This is a genomic window from Paenibacillus sp. VT-400, assembly GCF_001029205.1.
Taxonomy (GTDB): domain Bacteria; phylum Bacillota; class Bacilli; order Paenibacillales; family Paenibacillaceae; genus Paenibacillus; species Paenibacillus amylolyticus.
In genome coordinates this window covers 376,721-403,121 of sequence record NZ_LELF01000067.1, presented here as the reverse complement: position 1 = coordinate 403,121, position 26,401 = coordinate 376,721, and the positions used below count along the sequence as shown (strand labels likewise).

20 protein-coding genes are annotated in these 26,401 nt (G+C 47.2%); 10 read left to right on the top strand and 10 right to left on the bottom strand.

The genetic code is table 11. The features are described from left to right. The first annotated feature begins 159 nt into the window (after positions 1 to 159). From EL84_RS12405 to EL84_RS12390, 4 genes are all read left to right on the top strand, one after another. Positions 160 to 1,077 (top strand): ArsR/SmtB family transcription factor, encoded by a 918-nt coding sequence (locus EL84_RS12405; RefSeq protein WP_036668788.1) that lies wholly within the window; start codon positions 160 to 162, stop codon positions 1,075 to 1,077. Positions 1,078 to 1,347: 270 nt separating this feature from the next. Beyond that, positions 1,348 to 2,265 (top strand): helix-turn-helix transcriptional regulator, encoded by a 918-nt coding sequence (locus EL84_RS12400; protein WP_047841919.1) that lies wholly within the window; start codon positions 1,348 to 1,350, stop codon positions 2,263 to 2,265. Positions 2,266 to 2,348: 83 nt separating this feature from the next. Next, positions 2,349 to 2,858, top strand: a complete 510-nt coding sequence (locus EL84_RS12395; RefSeq protein WP_047841918.1) for a DinB family protein — start codon at positions 2,349 to 2,351, stop codon at positions 2,856 to 2,858. A gap of 11 nt (positions 2,859 to 2,869) precedes the next feature. Next, a complete protein-coding gene (locus EL84_RS12390; protein ID WP_047841917.1) occupies positions 2,870 to 3,439 on the top strand; it encodes a YdeI/OmpD-associated family protein in 570 nt (189 codons plus the stop codon). Between the two features lie 80 nt (positions 3,440 to 3,519). Here EL84_RS12390 and EL84_RS12385 read toward each other — a convergent pair whose 3' ends face one another. After that, complete coding sequence (locus tag EL84_RS12385; protein WP_405158697.1) at positions 3,520 to 4,392, bottom strand: helix-turn-helix domain-containing protein; 873 nt, start codon at positions 4,390 to 4,392, stop codon at positions 3,520 to 3,522. A 164-nt stretch (positions 4,393 to 4,556) separates the two neighbouring features. Between EL84_RS12385 and EL84_RS12380 the strand changes: the two genes are divergently transcribed. Continuing rightward, positions 4,557 to 6,071, top strand: a complete 1,515-nt coding sequence (locus tag EL84_RS12380) for a glycoside hydrolase family 43 protein (RefSeq protein ID WP_036668780.1) — start codon at positions 4,557 to 4,559, stop codon at positions 6,069 to 6,071. A gap of 315 nt (positions 6,072 to 6,386) precedes the next feature. Continuing rightward, positions 6,387 to 8,687, top strand: a complete 2,301-nt coding sequence (locus tag EL84_RS12375) for a helix-turn-helix domain-containing protein (protein WP_036668778.1) — start codon at positions 6,387 to 6,389, stop codon at positions 8,685 to 8,687. A gap of 151 nt (positions 8,688 to 8,838) precedes the next feature. On the opposite strand, the gene EL84_RS12370 is transcribed toward EL84_RS12375, so the two are convergent. The 8 genes from EL84_RS12370 to EL84_RS12335 form a co-directional block, all read right to left on the bottom strand. Further along, positions 8,839 to 9,891: a glycoside hydrolase family 18 protein gene (locus tag EL84_RS12370; RefSeq protein WP_047841916.1), complete on the bottom strand. Its 1,053-nt coding sequence runs from the start codon at positions 9,889 to 9,891 to the stop codon at positions 8,839 to 8,841. Positions 9,892 to 9,896: 5 nt separating this feature from the next. Beyond that, positions 9,897 to 12,530: a transglutaminase domain-containing protein gene (locus EL84_RS12365; protein ID WP_047841915.1), complete on the bottom strand. Its 2,634-nt coding sequence runs from the start codon at positions 12,528 to 12,530 to the stop codon at positions 9,897 to 9,899. 7 nt (positions 12,531 to 12,537) lie between these two features. Continuing rightward, complete coding sequence (locus EL84_RS12360) at positions 12,538 to 13,563, bottom strand: carbohydrate-binding family 9-like protein (RefSeq protein ID WP_047841914.1); 1,026 nt, start codon at positions 13,561 to 13,563, stop codon at positions 12,538 to 12,540. Between the two features lie 63 nt (positions 13,564 to 13,626). Continuing rightward, a complete protein-coding gene (locus EL84_RS12355) occupies positions 13,627 to 14,913 on the bottom strand; it encodes an alpha-L-fucosidase (protein ID WP_047841913.1) in 1,287 nt (428 codons plus the stop codon). 107 nt (positions 14,914 to 15,020) lie between these two features. Further along, a complete protein-coding gene (locus EL84_RS12350; protein ID WP_047841912.1) occupies positions 15,021 to 16,616 on the bottom strand; it encodes an extracellular solute-binding protein in 1,596 nt (531 codons plus the stop codon). A 41-nt stretch (positions 16,617 to 16,657) separates the two neighbouring features. Continuing rightward, positions 16,658 to 17,566, bottom strand: coding sequence for a carbohydrate ABC transporter permease (locus EL84_RS12345; protein ID WP_047841911.1), 909 nt, complete (start codon positions 17,564 to 17,566; stop codon positions 16,658 to 16,660). A 15-nt stretch (positions 17,567 to 17,581) separates the two neighbouring features. Beyond that, positions 17,582 to 18,553: an ABC transporter permease gene (locus EL84_RS12340; protein ID WP_047841910.1), complete on the bottom strand. Its 972-nt coding sequence runs from the start codon at positions 18,551 to 18,553 to the stop codon at positions 17,582 to 17,584. 934 nt (positions 18,554 to 19,487) lie between these two features. Further along, a complete protein-coding gene (locus EL84_RS12335; protein ID WP_047841909.1) occupies positions 19,488 to 20,411 on the bottom strand; it encodes an S-layer homology domain-containing protein in 924 nt (307 codons plus the stop codon). 361 nt (positions 20,412 to 20,772) lie between these two features. On the opposite strand from EL84_RS12335, the gene EL84_RS12330 reads away from it, so the two are divergent. The 3 genes from EL84_RS12330 to EL84_RS12320 all read left to right on the top strand — a co-directional run bounded on the left by EL84_RS12330 (position 20,773) and on the right by EL84_RS12320 (position 24,930). Next, on the top strand, positions 20,773 to 22,515 hold the full coding sequence (locus EL84_RS12330) for an ABC transporter ATP-binding protein (protein ID WP_047841908.1): 1,743 nt from the start codon (positions 20,773 to 20,775) through the stop codon (positions 22,513 to 22,515). Next, entirely contained in the window at positions 22,508 to 24,325 is a 1,818-nt protein-coding gene (locus EL84_RS12325; RefSeq protein ID WP_047841907.1) for an ABC transporter ATP-binding protein, read from the top strand. Before EL84_RS12330 ends, EL84_RS12325 begins: the two co-directional genes overlap by 8 nt. Positions 24,326 to 24,429: 104 nt before the next feature. After that, complete coding sequence (locus tag EL84_RS12320; protein ID WP_047841906.1) at positions 24,430 to 24,930, top strand: hypothetical protein; 501 nt, start codon at positions 24,430 to 24,432, stop codon at positions 24,928 to 24,930. A gap of 34 nt (positions 24,931 to 24,964) precedes the next feature. Here the strand turns inward: EL84_RS12320 and EL84_RS12315 are convergent, their stop codons facing one another. Beyond that, positions 24,965 to 25,396, bottom strand: coding sequence for an Lrp/AsnC family transcriptional regulator (locus tag EL84_RS12315; RefSeq protein WP_047841905.1), 432 nt, complete (start codon positions 25,394 to 25,396; stop codon positions 24,965 to 24,967). Positions 25,397 to 25,527: 131 nt separating this feature from the next. Here EL84_RS12315 and EL84_RS12310 point away from each other — a divergent pair, with 131 nt between their 5' ends. Beyond that, positions 25,528 to 26,280: an MBL fold metallo-hydrolase gene (locus EL84_RS12310; protein WP_047841904.1), complete on the top strand. Its 753-nt coding sequence runs from the start codon at positions 25,528 to 25,530 to the stop codon at positions 26,278 to 26,280. Positions 26,281 to 26,401 lie beyond the last annotated feature (121 nt).

Sequence of the window (26,401 nt, the reverse complement as noted above, 5' to 3'; positions counted from 1 at the left end):
ATATTTTCGTATTTGCGCTATATACAAGGGTTTTGGCTTCTATTTCTCCACCCTTCCCTTCCATGAGGGAATGATTTATAATTATCTGAAATAAAACATATAAATGTGCAAATGTCTGTGTCGAAGACTTTGTTCAGAACGGGGAAAGGAAATCCACCTATGATTTATATTAAAGATCTGATGTCGGGTGTGAATATCTTCAAAGCGCTCAGTTCGGAAATCCGGATTCAGATCATCGAGCTGCTGGCCAAGAACCAAAGCCTTAATCTCAATGATCTCGCAACCAAGCTGGGACTGAGCAATGGCGCTATCACGATGCATATCAAGAAGCTTGAAGAGAGCGGATTGATCGAGATCAACACCGCCGTTGGCAAACATGGAATTCAGAAGATATGTTATCTCAATGAGGAAAAATTGATGGTTGATCTGCGTTCACAGGAGATTAACAACCGTTATGAGGTGGAAATTCAGGTCGGTCATTACAGCGATTATCAGGCCGCACCTACATGTGGTCTCGCTACCCGGGACAGCATTGTTGGAGAGTTCGATGATCCGCGGTACTTTGCTGATCCACTGCGAATTGATGCGGAGATGATCTGGCTGGCTGAAGGTTATCTGGAATATCGGATTCCCAACTATCTCAAACCCAATCAGTCCTTTAGCGAAATTCAGTTGTCGATGGAACTGGGATCGGAGGCCCCTGGCTTTTGTGATAATTACCCTTCGGATATTTACTTCTATGTCAATGGGATTGAGATTGGCTGCTGGACAAGTCCGGGGGATTTTGGCAATACACGCGGTACCTTTAATCCGGAATGGTGGCCTCCGCACTTGAATCAGTACGGCATGCTGAAGCTGATCCGGATTACACAGGAAGGCAGCTATATCGACGGATGCCGCATCTCGGACGTAACGCTGGACCAGATTGGGCTGGATTACAAAAGCGATATTCACTTCCGCATTGCGGTTACGGACGAACCTTTGAACAAACGGGGCTTAACGATCTTTGGTAAAAATTTCGGAAACTATGGACAGAATCTGCTCGCTCGGGTTCTCTATAACGTGCAAGAAGAGTAGAGCCGGCTCTGACTATTCACTCGATATGAAGTTCGACCGATCTGCTAACGTAACTGTTCAACACAACAACAATCATGTTTCTTCGAAAGGGTGCTATCCAGCACTCTTTTTTGTTTCCTCTCACCGAAGAACTTGTCCAATTATGTTGGAACAAAACATACTGGATGGTATGACTTCTATAGACCCTCTGTAATCCTCCATGTTGTTTACCCTGGCGTGATATAATAATGGCCTGTAATGACAAAATGGAATAACGGGCGGGGATACCTTTTGAAATTGGAGCGATTAATCTCAATCATATACAAACTGCTGAACCACGAAGTATTGTCTGCTTCCACCTTGGCTGAAGAGTTTCAGGTGTCCCCAAGAACGATCTATCGGGATATTGATGTGATCTGTGCCGCCGGCTTCCCGGTCGTCTCCCATCAGGGACTCAAAGGCGGCTACGGCATGATGGACGGATACAAGATGGATAAAAGCTTGCTCGGTTCTTATGATGTGGATTCCCTGATAACTGTCCTGAGCAGTCTATCCACAGTATTCGAAGATGCACGTGCACAAGGCACGATTGAACGTCTGCAAACGATTGGACCGGAGCATCAAACCTCAAGTCTATCGGTGGATCTGGAGACTCGCCGAACAGAACCTGATGCCCTTCCTCATCTGCGTAAAGGTATTACGGATCATCAGGTTGTCCGTTTTGACTACATCAATACAAAGAATGAACATACACCCCGCCATCTGGAACCGGTAAGACTTCATTTTAAATATCGTAATTGGTATGTACATGGATTTTGCCAGACACGGCAGGATTATCGCGAGTTCCGACTGTCCCGGATGATGAACGTGCAACTGACATCGGAACACTTCCAACCCCACCTTGAGCTTCCCCAAGAGACGGTTGTCTCAGATCCGTCATGGCAAGATCAGGTAAGTGATGTGGTATTTCGGGTGAACCCGGAAGCGCTCGCGGAAGCCATGGATCATTTTCAACAGGCAGATAAGCAATTTCACGAGGATGGAAGTATGACGATGCGTATCCCGGTTCATCAACCGTTACAAGCCAAGTGGTTATGGTCGTTTCTACTTAGTTTGGGAAGTGGCGCCGAGGTGCTTGAACCGATTGAATTACGAGGCATTCTGAAAGAACAACTTCGAAACGCACTTAAGCTCTATGAAGAAGTATGACACGCTGTTGTCATACTTCTTTTTTTATAATCATCTCAGTAAGTTAACCTAATCTATAGCCAAATTAAAGGAGACGATCATCAATGAATCATCCGGAACAAATGTATAACTACCACACATGGGCCAACCAAACAATCCTGGGCAGAATCAAGGAACTGCCCTCCTCTGTCCTGAGTCAGGAAGTGAACAGTTCATATCCAACCATTGCTCATGCACTCAGCCATATCTATACAGTGGATAAGATGTGGTACCTGGTGTTAACTGGCACCGGTATGCCCGAGGCACTGCAAGCATGCATACCACTCAATAGTGAAATTCACGGTTCTGTGGATGAGTACATCCAATGTTTTACCGACCTGTCGGCACAATACAGTGAGTGGTTACGAGGCCAAGCTGATTTGGAGCAAACCATTCTACTCGATAATCCATTTGCAGGAGTTCGCGAAACCAGCTTATCGGACATCGTAATCCATGTGGTTAACCACGGAACCTATCATCGTGGCAATGTTTCTACCATGCTGCGTCAATTGGGGCACGCCTCCATCATGAATGACTATTCTCTCTTCTGGTATCAGGAACCGGCTCAAGTATAGTTGACAATCGGATGGAAAATGTACATTGTATCCCCGTGACGTCGAGGGATGAATTGAGAAATTGGTTGCAGACGCATGGAAAAGTCGAGAAATCTTGCTGGGTAATGATAAGCATAAAACCCGTGCCAAATACCCTGCTGTATTTGGACGTGGTTGAGGAGTCGCTGTGCTTTGGCTGGATCGATGGAGTCAAAAAGAAAATATCCGAGACTCAATTAGCACAGCGATTATCGCCTAGAAGGAAACGTAGCTCATGGACTGAATTGAACAAGGAACGTGTCCGTCGTCTTGAAAAGTTGGGCTTCATGCATGACGAGGGGAGAAAGGTTCTTCCTGTTATGGACCCGAGTGCTTTCATTATTGATGGTGTGATCGAACAAAGGCTGAAAGAAGATCATCAGGTTTATGCAAATTTCATGGCCTTCCCTACCCTGTACCAAAACGTTCGGATCGATACGATCCAAAGTGTTAAGAATCAGCCAGCATTATTCCAGAGCAGATTGGATAAGTTCATAACCCACACAAAGGAAAATAAAATGTACGGTCAGTGGCATGACAACGGACGGCTCTTGAACTATTGAACTCCCCCTTTTCCCTGAGACAGCAGACAGGACCTCCATATGAGGAGGCCCTGTTTTGGTGTTTTATATTCGGTCATGTATTAATGAGTCTGCCTGTATGTTTTGGGAGACTTGCCAAAGGCTTTCTTAAACTGGCGGGTGAAATAATTACTGTCGTTAAATCCACATTCATACGAAATTTCCGTGATGGACAGATTCCCGTTTTTCAACAAATGACACGCCTTCTCCAGACGCAACTTTTGCAGATAAGAGATCGGGGTCATCTGATAATAGGATCGAAAAATCCGGTTCAGATGCCTTATTGAGATATTCGACTTCCCCGCAATATCCTCTAGCGACAGTGGCTCCAGATAATGATCTTCAATAAATGAAATGGCATTTGCCAGATGCATCAGATTATTACCTTCGATCCCTTTCTCCTGTGTATCATATTGCCTCGACAAATAAACAACCATCTCCGTAAGACGTGAGATCAACATCGTCTGATACCCTTGCTGTTTACTCTGATACTCCTCAATCATGAACGATATCAGTGATTCTACATACTCCAGACTGGAAATGGATAACGCCAATTTACTCGGAAAGGAGTGAATATTACGATAAAACGGTTCCAAAACAAACAGCGCCTGGAAGCCGTTAGATTTTCTCAGATCGGGCCCAGCCGAAGCAAGCATCTCGGGACTGAACATAATGTTACAGATCCTAAAATCATGAGGGTCTTTATACGCATGATGGGTGTCGCCATTAATCACAAATGCGTTCCCTTTTTTAATAAAAAATTCCTCGGTGTTCACCACATGGGTTGCATGACCATTCAGAACAATCACAAGTTCCGTAAAATCCATATGATTATGAAGCTCCATGTCCTCAACATGTCCACCGTACTGGATAAAAAACGGAAATTGTTGATGGTCCGAGGTAAACCATCTCAAATATGCATTACTCAAAAGCATTCCCCTCCGCGAACATAGTTGGGTTGAATGTCTATATCATGCTATTCCAAGACCGAAAAATCAAGGTTCCATATACTTATAAGCGTTATAATTCGCCTTGTAGCAGGGATTTTCAATGTGTCCAGATTCATACTAAACTCTCGAAATGAATAGGAGCATAAATGATGAAATATACCAATCCGGTCATTCCGGGGTTTTATCCAGATCCAAGTATCTGCCGTGTAGATGAAGACTATTATCTGGTAACCAGTACCTTTGAATATTTCCCTGGTGTGCCCATCTTCCACAGCAAAGACCTTGTGAACTGGCGACAGATCGGCCATGTCCTCACAACAACTGAGCAACTCCCTTTAGCGAACGCAGGCAGCTCTGGCGGTATTTTTGCCCCAACACTCCGGCACCATGATGGCTGGTTCTATATGACAACAACCAATGTCAGCGGCGGCGGAAATTTTTATGTACGTAGCATCCAACCTGAGGGACCATGGTCTGCTCCAATTTTTGTTGATCAGGGCGGCATTGATCCCTCTTTTCTCTTTGATGATGATGGACATGTGTATTTTCAAACGGCCTGTAACGGCGATGAAGGCGAAGGCATCTATCAGTGCGAGATAGACACCACGACCGGAGCCAGACTAACCGATAGTCGATTGATCTGGACTGGAACCGGAGGAGCAGCCCCCGAAGCTCCCCACATGTATAAAATAAACGGCCTCTATTATCTGATGATCGCCGAAGGTGGAACCGAGTATGGTCATATGGAGACCATCGCTCGGAGCACAGAGCCATACGGACCATTTGATCCGTGTCCTCATAATCCGATTCTGTCCAATCGGAGCATGAAATCCAGCATTCACGCAACCGGTCATGCAGACCTTGTCCAGATCCAGGATGGAAGCTGGTGGGCCGTATCTCTTGGTATTCGTCCAGCTGGTTACCCTATGCGACACCATCTGGGACGTGAAACGTTCCTGGCCCCTGTCACGTGGACGGACACTGGTTGGCCGATAATCGGTGTGGACGGACATATTGAACCAGAGATGACCGGACCTTCATTGCCTGAGCATCCTTGGTCACCTCGGGCTATACGGGATCATTTTGACGAACCAACTTTGGACATGAACTGGATCTTCTTACGGAACCCGGCTCCGAATAGTTGGACACTCACAGAAAATCCCGGGCAACTCATCCTGCGGGGTCAGCCGGTTTCACTCGATGATGGACAAAATCCAGCCTTTGTTGGGCGTCGATTGAGCCATTTCTTATGCAATATGGCCACCGAGCTGTGTTATGAGCCATTTGCGAGCGGTGAGGAAGCCGGATTAACCTTATTTATGAATGATAAATATCATTACGACTTGGCTGTAACACAGATCGACGGTCAGAAGAAAATCGTATTGCGGCGAACCGTCGGCTCTCTGCGAACCGAACAGGTGCTTGACTGTGACACGGGGCCGGTTGTATTACAAATCAAGGCTGACCGTAATCACTTCACGTTCCTCTATCAGCAAGGTTCATCCGATGCCATCGAAGTGGGTTCAGGAGAAACACATCTGTTATCTACCGAAGTGGCAAGTGGTTTCACAGGTGTGATGATCGCCATGTACGCTTATGCTCCATCGGGGGAGTTTACACCCGCAAGTTTCGATTGGTTTGACTATGAACCTCTGGACGAATAATCGTTGTAACTCCTATATTCAGTAATAGAAAATATAATATATGATCAGCTAGAATTATCCCCTTAAAGTAGTTACTCTTTGAAAAGCCTTGTGTGGTAGCATAAGGAAATGAGTGAACTTTGAGGGGATTTTGCTATAGCTATATCTTTCTTACGGATTGCACTGGAATTTATAAAAGAACCATTGCTTTATTAGAGAAGTTCTCCTAGTATTTTTAGAAGGAACACCCCAGCAGCTCCCATCTTGGCAATAACTTCACTGCCCATATGAGAGCGCTATCGCTGCAGCACGAAAGAAAAACGGGAGGTTGCAGATATGAAATGGAATCACTTCAAGTCCAAGCTTCTGTTTAAGTACACCCTATCCTATATCTCCATTTTTCTTATCCCTCTTGTTATTTTAACCATCATTATTTATCACAACGCTGTGGACACGCTCCGTTCAGAGATTGAACAGACCAATGTCAATCAGCTCACTCAAGCCAAAACTGTCATTGATGATCGCATGAAGGAACTCCAAGACATCGCTTTTCGCATCGCCTACGATGAGCAGTTAACGCGGTATTGGACCCACCATCCGTACTATAGCCGGGAATCCATCGGCGCATTGGTCAAATACAAAGCCACCAGTTCCATTATCGATGAGTTATTCCTGTTCTTCCGTGAAGATGATAACATCTATTCTTCTCAAGGTTCTGAGAACCTGGATGTATTCACTGGCCGCTACAAATTTACTACGTGGAACAAAACAGACATGATCCGGGATTTGAATAACGTACAGTCCCCCACAATACGTCCAGCGGAGCAGGTCGTCCAAGGAACCAGAATACCCAATTCCATGCTGGCATACCTTGTACCGATTGCACCTAACAATACGCCCGCCCATGGAACCGTCATGTACTTGATACACGAGTCCAATCTGACGGGCTTAATTGATTCCATCCTCAGCGACTATCACGGGATGACTTATATTTTCGATAATTTCGGGCAAGTCCTGGCAGCCAATTACAAGGGAGAAATCATATCCGAACAGGAAGTTAACGCTCTGTTTGCTCTTGAATCCGGCACGCACAGCATCTCCTTAAATCAAGAACCACATTCGGTTGTATCCGTTAAATCGGATGCGGGTTGGACTTATGTAACCGCTATGCCCAGCAACCAATTTTTTAGCCGAATCGTTCATATTCGCACCTTTGTTGTTCTCGTTTTCTCCTTCATGGTGGTGATGGGCACATTCTTCGCCATTATGTTGGCCCGAAGACAGTACCATCCGATTTCAGACTTAATGGAGTTCATTCGGTTGAAAAATGATCCTGCTCCATCCTCCACCACCAACGAGCTGGAATGGATCAAGAAAACACTGCATGATTATAGTCAGCGCGTAGATCTTCAGGAGCCCTATGCTCGCAATCATATTTTGCTCATGTTGCTGAAGCACGGTCACACCGGAGATTTTCCCTCTGAGTTTACGGATAAGCTTGGCATACGCTTTAACCGGTCCCATTATTTTGTCATGATCATGGGCTGGGAAATGCATGCTTTTCCTATCGGTGATAACCCCGAGCAACCTACTGTCATGCAACTGATGAACGATGTGGACCTGCCGGAGTTGTCTGCATATGCTTACGGCGTAGAGCTGCCACAGGCAGACCAATTGGCCCTTATCGTGGGATTCGATGCCGAAATTGGGCATGAAGGTAGCCTGAATATCCGTATGGAGCCTATCGTTGAAAAACTGCAATGGATGGTGACAGAACACACCGGGGTCGCGCCCGCAATCGGGATAGGCAATCGGTACACTTATCCGAAACAGCTGAATCAGTCCTACATTGAGGCCTCGACCGCTCTGGAAGCATCGATGCTACATGGACAGGGCAGGAGTACATACTTTAACGACCTCTCTGGTTCCGATGTACAGGATTCCTCCTTCTGGGTCCCTAAGGATGTGTTATTAAAGCTGGTTCAGAGCTTAAAACAAGGCAGCTATGATGTGGCGGTTCAGATGGTGTCAACTGCGTTGAATACCCTGAAATCCGAAATGCCATCTGTACCGCTGCTGCGTTGCATCTGCTTTGATATTCTGAATACAATGCTCAAAACCGCTTCGGAGCTTGGAATCCATCATGTGGTTGATCAACTTCCAAGGATCACTTCCTACGACTCGTTAGAGGATTTGGAGAAAAAACTGACAGGCCTTGCCGCCGAAATCTGCGCCCATGTCGAAGCGAAGAGTGAGACGGAAGAAAGCTCTCTTATGGATGAAATTGTTGCTTATATCGATGCTAATTTCTCTGATTATGATCTCAGTTTAGGTACGATTTCATCGAAATTCACGATCTCTTCATCCTATTTCAGTCGTTCTTTCAAAGAAAAGATCGGCATGAACTTTACCCAATATATCTGGCAGAAACGGATGGATGAGGTCATTCGACTACTGCTGCATACTACCGATCCGTTAAAAGATATCATCACGCGTGTCGGTTACCTGGATACACCAAACTTCATCCGCAAATTCAAAAAAGAGACGGGTTATACCCCAGGGCAATACCGTAAAATGCACCGTCCCAATGGCTCCGCCGATTCTCCTGATGATGATGACGAGGAATGTATTGGATAAAGGGAGACATCGTCTAACATGTGCCTGATTCATTAGACCAAAATAACGCAAACAAGGGGCCGTCCTATACGTCATGCTCATGACGTATAGGACGGCCCCTTCGTATGTTTTTAGTCCGTAGACATAATCTGATTCGTCGCGGCCAGCGACCTTATCCGATTTTCCCAGCCGAAAGATCCTTCAGCCCTTGATGCACTGCACTCAGCAAACGGTGAGTTGGATCACAGCCGTACTCCCAGAACATGATTCCGGCCAGACCTTGATCCTTTACGTAATCACATTTGCATTGGATCGATTCTTCATCATCATAAGATATGAAACTAGACCCATTAAACAGAAATGGTGCACAGGCTTCTTCATCCCAATAACGAGTGTAACCATTCTTGTTAATGTACTTCGCTTCCAGCTCGGCAAATGACGGACCGTAGCCGCCTGTGCTGCCGGCCATTTGATGGAGTCCGTGGTTTCGGTCAGGAACCTCAGTCCAGATCCGGGAATAGAAGGCAGCTCCAATCACAATTTTCTCCTTCGGAACGCCTGCGCAAATAAACAGGTTCACGGAAGCATCCGTACTGATTCGAAACAGATCTCCTGTTGGCGTGTACAGATTCGTATGATGTCCGGTCAGAACCTGAAAACCACCACGCATATCATAGGTCATCAACTGCACGTAGTCCAGGTACTGCTGCACCTCAGCCATCTCTGTACCATCAACGTAGTATTGATCAGCCCCTGCTGCAATGGTGAGCAGATAATGACGGCCATCCTCTTCTCCCTTGGCACTCAGTGCCTCCCGCATCGTCTTGAGAAGTAAAGTGAAATTCCGTTTATCATCTGGGCTGGATGCGATACCAGCTTCACCGTAACAAGGATATTCCCAGTCCAGATCGATCCCGTCAAAAGGATATTCCTCCAGCGCCTTAACCGCTGATTCAGCCATGCTTTCCCTCCCCGCCTGGGTTGAGGCGGCTTCGGAAAAACCGCCAGCGCTCCATCCGCCTACAGACAACAGCACTGTAAGATTTGGAAGCTCCCGCTTGATGTTCTGGATCACATGACCGTTTTTTAGATGCTCGGTTGTTATTGCATCATTCTTGACATGTCCGAAGGCTACGTTCAGATGTGTTAACTTCAAGAGATCCTCATGTGTCATGTCGGGGAGAACTGAATCAACAGCATAACCGGCAGCAATATATTTCGTCACTCTCTTCACTCCGATCTGTTCGATGATTGAGATATCGCAGCAGCAATCTGCAAGGCTTCCTTCCCAGTACCAATCTTGTACCCGGAAGCCGAATAACGAACTTGATGCTGAGTATCCATCACGAACAGATGTGGATAACCCGCTTCATAAGCCGCAGGCTTCGAAATGAAGCCGGACAAGGAAGCATAACTGGAATCTCGTACAAAAACCGTGCGCACAGGCAGCTTCGGATAACCAACAGGATCAAAGGAAGCGTTCCATTCTGCATCTCCGATTATGAGTACGATTGGTATACCCACCTTATCCAGCGGCTCTGCCAGCTCGCACAGTTCACGAATCAGATGTTTGGTCGGTTCCCGCTCCGGTTCAATCCAGGAAGCAATGGCACCCTCCGATCCCAGAAGTTCCTCTAGTTCTACCTCTGAACCATCAAGACGGGTCAGTATACTTCCTGGTGCCAGTTTACCCAGTACAGGAATCTCAACCTCAGTCTCGCGATAAGACAAGACAACCTCAGTGGTATCTCCAGCGCTCACGGTAAAGTAAACGAATCGTACTTTTGCCGTTCCATCGTTCAGCCTAACGCCTGTCGTTAAGCGATAAGCTCCTGCCTCAACCTCATATGGCTCACTATAGACATCCGTACTGCCATAAGGATAAATCAACGTCTTGTAGACGCCATCTTCCAGACGGGCAAACGTAAAGTTCTCGAAATAAGATGCTTCAGGTGTATCCTGCGGAACTTTTATATCCCTATGAAGTTGGAGCATCCCCCAGCTTGTGCTCTCCTGAGTTAGAGGTGAGGTGAGACTAAACACTGCATCCTCCCAGCCTCTATCACTTAGATACTGTGGTTTCTGTGCGCTGGGATGTAATCGGGCCGGAATACCCAAACTGCGACATACAGCCACAAACAAAATATCCAGCGACTGAGAGTCTCCCTTCATTAGACTAAACGTCCCTATTGGATTCCCTTTGCCTTTTAGATTAGGAAGATCTTCATAGTATTCATATTGCTGTTCCAGCATTTGGGCAATTGTCGAGGGGTTCTCCCTGAAAGTTGCCGCCTCATCTGCCGAAAAGGCATTCTGGAATACACCTCGATATGGGACCAGCATCTCATAGGAGATCCGCGGACACAGGATGTATCTCACAAACGTATCCTCCGCCCAAGATCCTTGCTGCGAGAGCGCACCAATCAGATGATCATCCAGCGTCTGGCGAAAAGTATCAATTAAATCTTTTTCATTCATCGACTCCAGCAACCGGAGCGGCCACTCATCGTATGGATTGGAACGTTCCTCTAGGAAAGTTGCAATTTCCCGGCTGTTCCCCCGTGCCTTGCGGAGAACATCCCACACACGTACCGAGGGCAGTCCAACCTTTTTAGCCAGCGAGACAGCTTCCTCCTCACTCAGGAACATGTCCTCATACTCGCTCCGGGTCTGCGCTCCTTCCTCCAGACGACGATTATGAATCTCAATCTTCTCTTCCGGTAATGCAACCACGACCTCTCCCTCCCTTTCCGGAGGAGGAACCATATCGAAATCTACAATCTCTGTAGGCTGCTCTGATGAGTTCAGCACAAGCTCTACATCCTTATTTTCCTGAGCCTTGAATAGGATCTCACTCCACTTACCACCGCTAACGGCACGAATCAAAAGGTCACCACAGCCAGTCTTAAAGATCGCTTCCCCTTGTGCATCCGTCCTAATCTCGGCAATCGGATAGAATTCAGCCGTATTGTACAACTCAAAGCGGACACTCGCGCCGGGTACGGGCTCTCCCTGTCCATTTTTCACCTTCACATAGATGTTACGTGTGGGCGCATAGTTCTCAAGTAAATTAATTTCCGTAAATCCCTTTTCGGAGAGCGTAATATCCTCTGGTCCGGGATAGTCGGCATAGATCCTCGTATTAATCAGCATGGCCCTGCGGGCTGGCGGACTGAACCACCCTTGGTTCAGACGGGCTTCAGGCTCGCATGCCCCGATGTAATACCATTGACCATCTGCCCAGGCTTCTACCCAAGCATGGTTACTGTCACAGTGAGCCCAGCGCGGTGTGTAGACCTGGCGGGCAGGTATACCGATGCTGCGAAGAGCGGCTACCGCCAGCGTGGATTCTTCGCCGCATCGACCACGAGCATTCCGGATCATCGTCAGCGGTGATATCGTACGCAGATCGCTGCCAATATAGGTCGCTTTCTCATGACACCAGTAATTGGTCTCCAAAATGGCATCCGCCATGGATAACTTTGCTGTCCGCTCGGCTAATTCGTCATACATCAAACCGCGGAAATCTTCAATATTTTCCGTATTTATGCGATAAGGCAGTACAAAATGAAGGAACAAATGATCAGGAACGCGTTCTCCCCAAGGCACACGTTTGCGGGTGTCCAAAGCCCGGCGCACATGACTCAAGAACAAGTCCCCGTTATAATCAGCCAGGTCGTTTACTGGCATATAGGCATATATATACTTTAATGCCCATGTCTCTTCTTGCGTTAGCTCCTGCTGAAAAATATGAAACAACTCCGATTTGCGGGCCTCTGCAAAACGTACCTTCTCCCGGAACTTCTGCTCGATCCTCTCCAATGACTGTGCATCAAGGGAAAATACCAAGGTTTGGCTGGTCATAGCGTTCTCACTCCTTCCACAGTTTTCCGTCTTCCCGAATACAGATCAAGGCCGTGCCATCCGAAGAAGGCGCAGTAATCTGGAACAGGCTGCGAGTCGTTTCAATAACAGGATTACAGCTCAACAATTCCTCACCCATAAGCAGCTTCACATCCTGTGTAAATTCACCATGGGTTTCATAATAATTACGTTCACGGTAGTAGAGCCTGCGAAGCTCCCATTTGATTCGTTCGTCTTCCGGCAACTCAAACGACTGACCCGTTCCGTCACCATCCGAGAATACAACATAACCCCATAACTCCGGGTAATGCATGTTGATAATACCCATAGGTGACCAAACCCAGTTGTCCTCCGGATAAGATTTACCCGTATCTGGATTCAGCACCTTGCGGTACTCACCGTCCTGTACCTCGGTTTGCCACTCCACACGCGAGAAGTTGACACGCCAGAACTCACCCGGCGCAGGTGGACGGTTTCCTTCGGCACATTCCTTTAGACTGGCCCAGGGAATCGCGACTTCCACGCTCCATTTCCGGTTCTCTGCACCAGGTCTGTTCAGTTCCCCATCGATATATACGGCCGTCTTGAGACCGCTGATATCCCAACCGTTAACCGGAGGCCCACCATCCCGATAAGGCTTCACTAATAACAGGTCCCATACCGTATTGAGCGCATTGATCTCGAACTCATAATATTGATGCGAATCCCCGTCGGGATCGATAAAAATCTCAAAGTCATTGTCATAGAAAATAACGGAATCACGCTCGGTCAACGTAGCCCAGATCTGATCTTCAACCAGCTCGGCAGCAAAGTAGAAATAGTCGTCATACCACAGCATTTTTACCCGTGTCTGTTTCCCTGGCTTCGGACGAAGATCCCCTTCGATATCAACGAAATCCTCCGTCCAATGAGCCGCATTCCAAAATGCCTTATCCACACGACCGTCTAACACCAACGGTTCCTGCGCACGTTTGCATATATAATGTTTGGGAGCATACTCAATCCTGGGTTCTGGCACTCCACTTCTGTTCATGTCACTCTCTCCAATTCGTAAGGGAGGGCATGCATCTACCAGCACATACCCTCCCCGTAATGGTTAGTTATGGGTGACAACGGCTCCAGAGCCGCCGTACATTTCCAGCTCCTCATCAAATTCAAGCTTAAGAACGGTCACCTGTTCATGCGTGTCCTCCGGGGTCATCTTGATCCACGTTGTCCCCGGGATATTGAACCAAGGCACGCCCCCATGAATCTCATGATTAAGCTCTTTGCCCGAATGGAGCACGGTAATTTTCTTGATCGGATTGCAGAGACCTTTGATGCACACATTCTCTTTTGGATCGTCATACACAAACAGGTACAGCGTCTTTCGATCCTCGGATACGGTGCTTCCCCCCAGATAATAGCGAGGCATAATGCCTTCACCCGTACCGAAGACGGCCTCTTCATGGGTTCGGATCCATGCTCCCAGCCCAAGCAGAATATCCTCCTGCCTCTGATCGATGGTGCCATCTTCACGCGGACCGATATCCAGCAACATATTACCGCCCATCGAAATGCAGTCACAGAACATTCGAATGATCTGATTTAGGGATTTATATTTATGATCGGTTGGCACATAACCCCAAGATCTATTGATCGTGGTGCAGAATTCCCAGGGTCCCTCCGGTCTTGTGATCGGAATGCCTTGCTCAGGCGTTTTGTAATCCCCATTACCTTGAAGGCGGGAGTTGATGATGATATCCGGGTTAAAAGATTGCAGATAATGCTTGAACTCCGGCAGATTCCACTGCTCGGCACTCCGTTCCCAGTCCCCATCAAACCACAGCAGATCCACCTTTCCGTAATTTGTTAAAATCTCTTCCAGTTGATGGTTATTAAATTGCAGGAACTTCTGCCACTTTTCCTGAACTTGAACGCCGTCCACAGGACTTGAGTGCCGGTTGACACTGCTGAGATCCTCAGGCACTTTTCCACCTTCATACACGCTAGGATAATCCGGGTGTGACCAATCAATGAGTGAGTAATACATCCCTAGATGAATGCCCTTTTCCCGAATCGCTTCCGCATATTCCTTCACAATGTCCCGATTCGCTGGTGTCTGTTTGACAACATTGAGATCACTATATTGCGTATCCCATAGAGCAACGCCGTCATGATGCTTCGTTGTTAATACGGCATACCGGGCACCAGACTTCTCAATCAAGTCCGCCCACTTCTCCGCATTGAATTCCGATGCCGTAAAACCATCCAACTGTTTCATATATTCTTCATAGGATATCCTGCCATTATAGAAGGACCAGGATTCCGCAACCCCTTCCACCGCATAGATGCCATAGTGGATGAATATCCCCAGTTTGGCTTCTTCAAACCATTTCTGCATAACGGTCCACATCTCCCCCGAGAATTCTTATATGCGAAAAATTTAATGCAGTTAACAATATTGAAGCTAATTGCTGTCTTTCTGCATGGGATGTAACTCGATAGGCTTTATTGCCCCGAATTCCAGCGGTCATATGCCCCCTGATACAGTTCGATGATACGGTCACTGCCCATTTTTTTCATCTGTGCAATGTACTTATCCCAGTTCTCAAGTGGTTCCTGGCCGGTCACAAACTTCGCTTCCATCTGTTTAACGTACGTATCCAGGTCAGACAATAGAGCGGTTGCTTCGCTTTGCTCTTCATTCGTCAAATAAACGTTAGGAAATGGTGCTTTTCCGATAGGTACCAACTTCTCTTGATTTTGCTTGTCAATCCACTCATCAAATTCGGTGCGAAGACCCTTCGCTACATCCGGATCATTAATACCCGGTGTCAAGATACCAAAGTTCGGCGTGATTTTACCCCGGTATTCCTCACGATCCCCGCCGCCAGGAACGGGGAGCCACTCTTTCACGTGATTTTCCTTGTCTTTGAATTTCCACAGCACACCTTCCGGACCTTGATTGAACAGTGTCGCACCGTCATAACTGTATAAGTAATCGATCCATCGCATCGTTGCCTCGGGTGACGGGTTGCTGCTTGTAATAGCAAAGGTACCGCGAGCCGACATGCCCGGATGCTTGCCGTATACCGGAGAGTCTGCCACCTCGCTCTTCACGGGTGTCATTAGCGGATGATCCGTGCTAGGCTCACCGCCGAGTGTGAAGTATGGATGGTAATCGTTGAACAGTGCAAGTTTGTTGCTTTCACCTTTTGCTTTTTTCTGATCACCTGTTTGAGAGAAGGTCTCATGATCCAGCAAGTCTTCCTTCCACAAGCGGTTCATGAACGTCAGATAACCTTTGTATCCTTCTTCTTGATAAGGATAGTGAACCTTTCCGTCTTTATCGGAATAGATGCCTTCGTTGTACATTCCCCAGAAGCCGAAGAAAAACATGCGAAGATCATCCAGTTTTACAGAAGTAAGCGGAATTTCATCTTGCTGGCCATTGCCATTAGGATCTTCTTCTTTTACACGCTTGAGATACGTATACAATTCTTCCGTAGTCTTGGGCTCTTCTACGTTAAGTGCCTTCAAGAATTCCCCGTTGTACCACATTGGGCCTCTATACCACACGGCCGCTTTATCAATGAATGGGAGTGCATACATATGCCCATCAGGTGTTGTAAATGATTTGCGGACATCCGGGTTCTCGTCGAGAATCTTTTTGATATTTGGGGCGTAACCTTCGTCAATGTATTTTTCCAATGGGATCAGTATGCCCTGGCTGCCATAAGTCACCTGTTCGGCTGGCTTGAGGTCCGCAGCATAGAACATATCCGGCAAGTCTCCGCTCGCGAAAACCAGATTTTTCTTCGTTTCAAAGCTGTCGATTGGTGAGAGCTGGTATTCCAGCTTGATGCCCGACAGTTTCTCCATTTCTTGCAGCACAGGCATGGTGCTCCAGTCGGCTACGCCCGCATCCTGGGACATGACCTTTAACGTTAGCGTTTTGTCTACAATGGGGAAACCTTCCTTTTTGACCCCCTCTACTTTGGAGGTCGTGCTTCCGTCTTCATTGGTTGAACCACAAGCTGCAAGCAATGTTGCGAATAAGGTGAGACAGAGTGTAATGGATGAAGCCTTGCGAAGCTTTTTCATAACAACAACTCCCCTTGTTTAATGTGGTATATGGATTAAGATCATCCCTTAACGGAACCGATCATAACACCCTGTACAAAGTAACGCTGAAGGAATGGATAGACTGCAATAACCGGAAGGGTAGCAACAATAATGACGGCATATTTAACCAGCGCAGCGATCTCCGCTTTGGTATTCATCGCCGTGGCTGAAGACGTATCGATAGCGCCTCCCCCTTGAGCCGCCATTTCTTGAAGCACCAGAATCTGGCGCAGAAAGAGCTGAAGCGGGTACTTGGAGGAATCATTCAGATAGATCATGGCACTAAAATAGCTGTTCCAGTGTCCGACTCCATAGAAGAGCGCCATCACTGCAATGATTGGCATCGAAAGCGGGAGCACAATCTTGATGAACAACCGGGTGTTGGTACACCCATCAATATGCGCCGCTTCCTGTAACTCCTTGGGAATGGTCGATTGGAAGAACGTCCGGCATACGATAATATTCCAGATGGATGCAGCCCCGGGCAGAATAAGTGCCCACATGCTGTTCACCATACCAAGATCCTTAACCAGCAGGTAACTTGGGACAAGCCCTCCGCCGAAGAACATCGTTACCATAAACATCGCCATGAAGAATCCACGTCCCACAAAGTCCGAGCGGCTGAGCGCATAGGCTGCCGGTAGTGTAACAATCAGGTTAACGACGGTGCCTACAACGGTATAGATGATCGTATTTTTGTACCCAATCCAGATGTTGGTGTTCTCAAACACCCGGGCGTAACCTTCAAACGTAATCCCTTTTGGAAGTAGCCACATCTCACCGGAAGCTACATATTTGGGATCACTGATTGAAGCACTGATGATGTATAACAGCGGATACAGCACAATGACGAGCGCTACCGTCAGATAGATGTAATTGCACAATAAGAACAATTTATCACTTCTGCTTTCTTTCACAGCGGATGACATGTGTATTCCCTCCTTTTACCACAGGCTGTTTTCACTGGTGCGGCGTGCAATCTGATTCACGGTAATAAGCAGAATCGCATTCACTACGGAGTTGAACAATCCCACCGCCGTAGAGAAACTGTACTGCGCATCGACCAGACCGGATCGATAGACAAATGTTGAGATGACATCGGACGAGCCCATGTTCAGCGGATTTTGCAGCAGCAGGATTTTCTCGAATCCGACGCCCAGAATACTGCCCATATTGAGAATTAACAAGATGGTGATCGTAGGAATAATCGCTGGGATGTTAATATGTAAAATCCGTTTAAACCGGCTCGCTCCATCCACCACAGCCGCTTCATGCAGTTGCGGGTCCACACCCGATAGAGCGGCAAGGTATATAATGGTGCCCCAGCCTGCACTTTGCCAGACTCCTGACAGTACATACACTGTCTTGAACCACGCAGGGTCCGTCAGGAATTGAGGTGCCTGGAATCCAAGGGCCTGTACCAAATTGACAATCATGCCTGACGAGGGTGATAAAAAGGTAATGATCATCCCCGACATCACCACGACCGAAATGAAATGCGGTGCATACGTGACGGTCTGCACAGTACGCTTGAAAAAGGAATCTTTCACTTCATTGAACGCTAACGCAAGAATAATCGGCAGTGGAAAACCTATAGCCAGCTCATACAAGCTGATGCTAAGGGTATTCCATAATAAATCCCAGAAATAATACGAATTGAAGAAACGGATGAAATGATCGAATCCGACCCATGGACTTCCTGTGACACCAAGCGTTGGGATAAAGTTTTTAAATGCAATTTGTATGCCGTACATCGGACCATAATGGAATATCAGAAAGTATAAAAAGGCTGGCGCAATAAACAGATACAACTCCCAGTTCCGAATCGTCCTTCTCCATAATTTATTTTTCTTACTGCTCGGATTGGTGTATACCGATAAGTTTTGCGTCGAGGGAGACTCCCCATTTAGCTGCATCAGTTGTTTCCTCCTTTTCTAATGAAAATCCGGCCGTTTGTGAGGAAGAGCGAAGCACTCCTGTTTTAATATAAGAAGGAGTTCCGAACCGCGTCTCCATAACGAGCGGCTCTGTTCCCCCTCTTAATTGGTAACGCTTACACACTGAGTTTATGGATCATTTTCGAATCCGTAAATATGCCATTTCAATCTTCACTTCTAAAATCACGGAATATACTGTTACAACAGGGGTTTACACTTTTATTGCCAGCTTGTCATTGTCATTTCGGGGGTATAAAACATGTAGAATTTGACCTATTTCCCTCCTGTAGTTGTCATTGAGAGTTTCATCACATGAACTTGAAAGATGTCAGATCCGAACTTAGGTTAGAAAACAGACCTTAAAGTCAAAACCCACATATACGCATGGGACATGGTATTGATGTCTACAGCCATCATACTGAATTCTAAGGTTTGCAGGTTTCAAGTTTTTACCGATGTGATACAATGTAATATTATCTATCATACATCTCTCGCACACTACAAGCCTGTAATGGCTTGCCTTTATTCTATATTTCTCCTCCCTCTTTCGTATATATGTTGTTTTTATCTTTGCCTCCAGGATACATAAACGCTTATAAACACTGGAAATATGGAATCATAGTATGTAGATTTTGCACAAGGTGTGGAATCTGAAAACAGTAGATATTTCGGAAAAGACCATTAAAAAAAGCCATTCCGCTAACACGAACTGGCTTTACATCCTAAGTAGATATCCATTTTTTTATAAAAAAGCGACAGGATTAATTACACTACATGTAATATAAATAATCATATAAAAACCTGTGTACAGTTTCAACTCAAATAAAAAACCACTCTCCATACATGTATGGAGAGTGGTTTGGAAGATACACATCCGTTTTAACCATGTTCAGTTTGTAGGTTTGCAGTGAATTTACTTACCAGAAGGTTGAGCTTCTGCTGTATACCCTGTTGGGATATCCGTTTCTGCAGTCACATTGGTGATAACCATTGGATACATCATGTCTGGATCAGGTTGAATAATGGAATAGAGCACGATAGCGCGTCCATCCTTCTCCAATTTCACATCATCAATCTTCAATCCATAACCAGGATGCGGCATTTCAGCACTGAGTTTAACTTTGGTTGTTTTGTCATCAACCTTCGTCGTTGTTACTTCAGGTACAATCGCTTGTTGGCCTTCACCTGGATTGGTTGGAGTTGGCTCTGCTGAGCCGCCATTGCCGTGTTTATCCACAAATTCAAGTGCATTGAAAATCATGCTTGCAGCCTCCATACGGGTAAGCGACTGATCTGGACGGAAGTTACCGTCCTTATCCAGTTCAATGATGTTCATGTTCAGCAGGTTCTGGACTGCAGATATGGCGTCCTTACCGATTTTATTTTCGTCCTTAACAAGATTATACTTCATGATGACCGGATAATTCCCGGTTGTGTTAATCCCTTCATTCAGCAAAATGACAAACAGTTCACGTGTCATCTTGCCCTGCGGGTTCACTTCAACCGGAATGGACAGTCCATTCTGAGTAGCGGCCTGCACCGCATCGGCATACCACGTATCCGGACTGATTTTATTCTGAGCGGATGCTTCCGCAAATTCATTTTTCAGACCAAATGCATTTACAATCAGTTGAACACCCTGTGGCTCGGACAATGCAAGATCTGGACGGAACAGATCCGCTGTTACTCCGTTAACAATGCCTTTTGATTTCAATGAATCCACAACCGACTTCTGACCTTCATCCTTCACATCTGTGAAAGCAAATACCGATGCACCTCCTGCTGTCAAAGAAACGCAGAGCGCAAGTGTTGCAGCCAATCCCTTTTTATGTTTCATTTCCTGGCACCTCCATATGATTAGTAAAGCCTATTTTTTACCTCTTCATTCCTACAGACGGGGCATCCCTAGAAAATGTTTCAGTAATTTCGACATCTGGTGAATACAACACGAGAACACTGCATAGAGCTCCTTTCCGACGTCGATAATCCGATCACCTGCTTTTTGCTAACTGGCTTCGTTGACATCCCATCGGATTAGCGCAAAAATAAGAATAGAGAAATCTATCGGATGACGGATAAACAACGAACTGGATCGCATACAGTAAGAGGGCACGACGCGCTAATAACAGGTGTCGGCCCTTTTCTTGACTCGACCTGCCTGAACTGACTTCACCTATAACAAAAGGAGAACAACGCTTATGTCCAAGAAAGGATTACTTCGCGGTTATGTTGTGTCGAACTGGCCTGTTTATCTGGTTGCTGTTCTTCTGATTATTGCCTCCAATGTCGGGCAAGCATCCCTGCCCCGCATACTCGGCAGCTTCACGGATCAGTTGATGCAGAACTCTCTTCAGATGCAGACGGTCGTAAGGTACAGCCTGTCCCTTCTGGCTATTGCCATCGGGTATAATCTGCTGTTCGGTACTGGGCAATTCATGATTATGAAGCTCGGTCGACGCTTTGAATTCATGACGCGTGAGCGTATATTCAGTAAGTTTTCCGAACTTAGCGAACATTATTTCTCCAAACAGGGGAACGGAAAACTGCTCAGTTATGTCATGAATGACGTTACTTCCGTACGTGAAGCGATCTCCAATGGCGTGACGCTCATGACCAATGCCACCTTCCTGCTGTTATCCTGCATTGTCATGATGCTGCTTAGCGGGATTCCGTTGACACTCATTCTAATCAGTGTTGTTCCATTGCTGGCGATTCCATTTCTGGTCGTGTTTTTTGGTCCGCGGATTCGCAAGCGCTCTCGCGACGTGCAGGAAGCTCTTGCAACCATGACGGAATCGGCGGAAGAGCAGCTGGGTGGCATTCGCGTAACCAAGACATTTGCCATCGAAGACAGTGCTCGTGCACGCTTTGGAACTACCGTCGATGCAATCAAGAGCAAACAGCTTCGTCTGGTTCGTCTGTCTTCGTTGTTTCAGGCTTTGCTCCCGCTGCTGGGAGCTATCTCATTGGTCGTTTCTCTGCTTGTCGGAGGTATTATGACCATGCAGAATTCTATTACACTCGGGAGTTTTGTCGCCTTAACCTTATATCTGCGCATTATTATGGGACCGCTTCAACAGATCGGCAATGTTATTAATACCGTTCAGCGCTCAGGCGCATCACTGGAGCGGGTGAATGACCTGCTCAGCGAAGTAGCGGATGTACGTGAACTTCCTGAAGCGACAGCTCTCCAAACCGTACAAGATATCACCATGGAGAATCTAACCTTCTCCTATCCTGGCAGTTCATCTCCTGCTCTCAAAAACATTCAACTCAATATCCGTGCCGGGCGAACGGTCGGTATTGTAGGCAAGACCGGCTCAGGTAAAAGCACCCTCGTTAAGCTATTGCTGCGTACATATGAACCACCTGAAGGAACGATTCGCATCAATAGTACCGATATTCGGCAGCTGTCGCTGGAAAGTCTAAGATCGCGCATCGCCTATGTCCCTCAGGATGGATTCCTGTTTAGTACCACCATCCGAGATAACATCGCATTTAGCGACCGGGAAGTATCGCTGGATACAGTGGAACATAGTGCACGGCAAGCCATGATCTATGATAATATTGTCCGTTTCCCTGATCGCTTCGATACACTGCTTGGCGAACGTGGACTCACCTTGTCTGGTGGACAACGTCAGCGAACCAGCCTTGCAAGAGGACTGATCAAACAAGCACAGTTACTTATTCTGGATGACAGCATGAGTGCGGTTGATGCTGTCACCGAGAGTGGTATTCTGCGCAGTTTGCGCGAGATCGGCAAGGGCAAGACTACATTAATCATCTCTCATCGCATCAGCGCGGTCCGTCATGCGGACGATATTATCGTTCTGGATGAAGGGCGAGTCGCTGAACAGGGAACACATGCGCAGTTGATGGCTGCCAAGGGGTTATATGCGGCCACCTACCGTTTGCAGGAGGAGGGATTACATCATGTCTAACGCTAACCCTGAACTTCAAAAAGACGCAGAAGACGATCAGAGTAAACGAACTTCGTTTAAGGCCATGATGGCATACGCCAAACCGCATAAATGGGCTTTTGCCGGTATCTTCTTCTGCTCACTGCTTGGCATATCGGCAGATCTGCTGCAACCCTATCTGGTGAAGATCGCCATCGATGATCATCTGGCCGTGGGCCAGACCAGTGTGGGCTTTCTCGTTCAGCTCGCAGCCATCTTTCTTGGGCTGGCTGTCATCAGTTTTATTTTTACCTATATCCAGAATAATCTGTTGCAGCATGTGGGTCAGAACATTGTATCCCGGATCAGAAAGGACCTGTTCAAGCATATCTCCAAAATGTCCATGTCCTTCTTTGACCGTTTTCATATCGGCAGTCTGGTCACGAACGTATCCAGTGATACGGAGACCATCAGCAGCTTTTTCACTCAAGTACTGCTCAGTCTGATTCGGGATGGTATGATGCTGGTGCTCATTATCGTCTTTATGTTCCAACTTGATCCTGTGCTGGCGACATACTCCCTGATCGTTCTGCCTGTCATTGCGGTAGTTGCGGTATTATTCCGTAGTCGACTGCGGAAAGCTTATCAAAATGCTCGTACCCGGCTTTCCCGTTTGATCGCATTTACGGCGGAGAACCTGTCCGGTATGTTCTTGATTCAGGCTTTTCACCAGGAAGAAGAACAGAAGAAACGTTTCTCGGAACAGAATGCGCTTCATCTGAAAGCCAATATTGCGCAAGCCCGCTCCAATGTCATCTTCAACCGAACGTTTGATATCCTTGGCAATGCAGCACTGGTCATGATGGTCTGGCTTGGAGGTCGCGCCGTTCTTGGTGAATCCCTGCAAGTCGGGGTATTATATGCGTTTATCAGCTATATTCGTCAGTTCTTTCAACCGATTAACCAGATTACGATGCAATGGAATACGTTCCAGTCTACTACCGTTTCGATGGATCGCATCTGGAACATTCTGAATACACGGCCCGAAGTTGCTGATCCCAAACCCGGGATGGCCTCCTCGCTGGAACCACAAAATGTGATGGGCCAGATTGATTTTAATGATGTGTCGTTTGGTTATCGGGCAGACCGGCCCTTGATCCAACAGATGAACCTGCACCTCTTTCCCGGTGAAATGGTAGGTATCGTGGGAACAACAGGCGCTGGTAAAAGTACACTGATCTCCCTGCTCAATCGTTTCTATGATGTAGACAAGGGCAGTATCGAGATTGACGGTACCGATATCCGGCATCTGCCGCAGGCTAAGCTTCATCGGATCGTGGGTCTGATTCAACAGGAACCCTTCCTGTTCTCCGGTTCCATTATTGATAATGTGAGGATGTTTCGTGAGGATATTACGCGAGAGCAGGCGATTGAGGCCTGCCGGTTTGTCGGGGCACATGCGATGATTTCACGTTTGCCACAAGGATATGATACACATCTATCCGAACGCGGAAGCGGACTATCCGCTGGGGAGCGGCAGTTGATTTCATTTGCCCGGATCGTGGTGTTCCAGCCCCGAGTGCTCATCCTGGATGAGGCAACCGCCAATCTGGACTCACACACGGAACAGCTTGTGCAGCAGGCGCTGGAATCGGTATCCCAGGGACGCACCACCATTGTCATTGCTCATCGCCTGTCCACAGTGATGCATGCCGATCGAATTCTGGTGATGGAGAATGGCGAGATTGTGGAGGAAGGACCACACCAAGAACTAATCGCAGCCAAAGGTGTATATGCAGACTTGTACACCCATGCGCGTGATGCAGGTAAAAATTCAGCTATATCAGGGTAATGAAACTGAGTTATAGTAAATACAGAACGTTGAACATGCCGCTCTGCTTATGCAGGCGGCACGTTTGGCATATCGATCAGCATTGTTGATTAGGAGGAACATCCATGCAACAACCCGAAACACCCAAGCGTGACCATCAGCAGATTCGTTACCAACGCAGCACAGCTCTATGGAAGGGAAGTTTATGCTTCCTTTTCCTTCTCTTGTGCGTGAGCCTGTTATGGATCATCGTGGACGGACAAGCCGAAAGACTGGAGACCATATACTATTCCATTGCAGCCGTGCTGGGTATGTGGTTGATCGGACCGCTATTCTTCATGTTTGTGTCACGACTAACCAAAACCCCTGCCGTGTTGTTATCCTGGGATGATGATGCGTTAAGCACGGGCAAACGTAAGATTGCTTGGAGCCAGATTCGCAAAGTCGAACTCGCCTCACCTGCCCGCAGCAAGTGGCTCCTGTCCGCTTCTCCCATGTTTGTCCTGTACTTAAAGGACGGCACACGGTCTCATATTCAGACAGATCATCTGCTGAGCAAAAAAGAGCTGAACCAGGCTGTGACTTTGCTTCAGGAGACTTTGCAGGAACAGCAGCAGGATCGTTGAGTACCGGGATGGATGAGGACAAGCTCCCCACTCATCACTGTGATTTCTCTACACCTATGGACAGGCTGACTTTGTAATTGCCGTAGGGCAGTAATGCTTCAAGCAGTTGGCCAAGCTGCTCTGTGGTGCCTGTCTGCACTCTCATCAGATAACAGCCTTCTCCGCTGACGCGATGGACTTCAACGATGTCCTCACGTTCAGCAATGAATGTACGAAAGGCGGCATGTCTGTCGCCGGAGTTCAAGAAAACTGTGACAAAGGCCTGTAGGCCGAGGCCAAGGCGTTCCGGGTTCCATTTTACCGTATACCCTTCAATCACACCCAGATCTTGCAGCTTGCGCACTCTTGCACCAACGGCCTGTCCCGTAAGATGAACCTCTTCACCGATCTCTTTGTGAGAACGTTTGGCATTCTGAATCAGAATCTGCAAAATACGTATATCCGTGTCATCTATCATTTCATTCATGTTGCTTCAGCAATCCTTTCACGGTGAAATTAGCGTGGCCTAATTCCATTCATCATGTTATGTACGCCGTTAAACGGGTTGTATACCATATAGGGTAATACTATTAAACAACTCGAAGGAGTGCAAATATAATGAAAATTCAACTGATTCGCAATGCTACACTGTGGCTGGAATACGGAGGGCTGAACATTCTCGTTGATCCGATGCTGATGGACGCCGAAGTCATGCCTGCATTCCCGAACACACCGAATGAGCTACGTAATCCGAGAGTCGGTCTGCCCGAAACCGAAACGGATTATCTGAATCCGGATCTGTTGATTGTGACACACACCCATGTGGATCACTGGGATGAAGCCGCGGCGAAACAACTTGGCAAAGACATTCCCCTGATCTGCCAGCCTGGGGACGAGAATGTATTTCTGGGTGCCGGATTCACGAATGTAACAGCTGTAGATGAAAAACATGAGCATCACTCTGTCCGATTCGCCCGTACATCCGGGCATCATGGCACAGGTGAAATCGGTGAACGTATGGGCAACGTGTCCGGTTTCGTACTTGAAGCAGATGGAGAACCTGTCACCTATATTGCGGGGGATACGATCTGGTGTGAAGAACCTGCTGAGGCCATTCGCCAATATACGCCTGAAGTCATTGTCGTGAATGCCGGAGGTGCACGCTTCGTGGAGGGTGATCCCATTACGATGGACGGGCCTGACGTTGTCGCCGTGAAGCGCCATGCGCCGTCTGCTCATGTCATCGCTGTGCACATGGATGCGATTAACCATTGTGTGATGTCTCGTACGGATCTTGCGACTTATCTGGCATCCGAGCAGATGGATGGTCAGGTGCTCATCCCACGTGACGGTGAAAGTTTTGAATTTTAAAAAACACAACGAAAAAAGCTGGATGCGATGAACTCGCATCCAGCTTTTTTGATTGAAAGAACACGCTAATCCGCTGTTCGCTGGCTTCCCTCTCAGGCATCAAGCCTGCCATTGCGCTCCA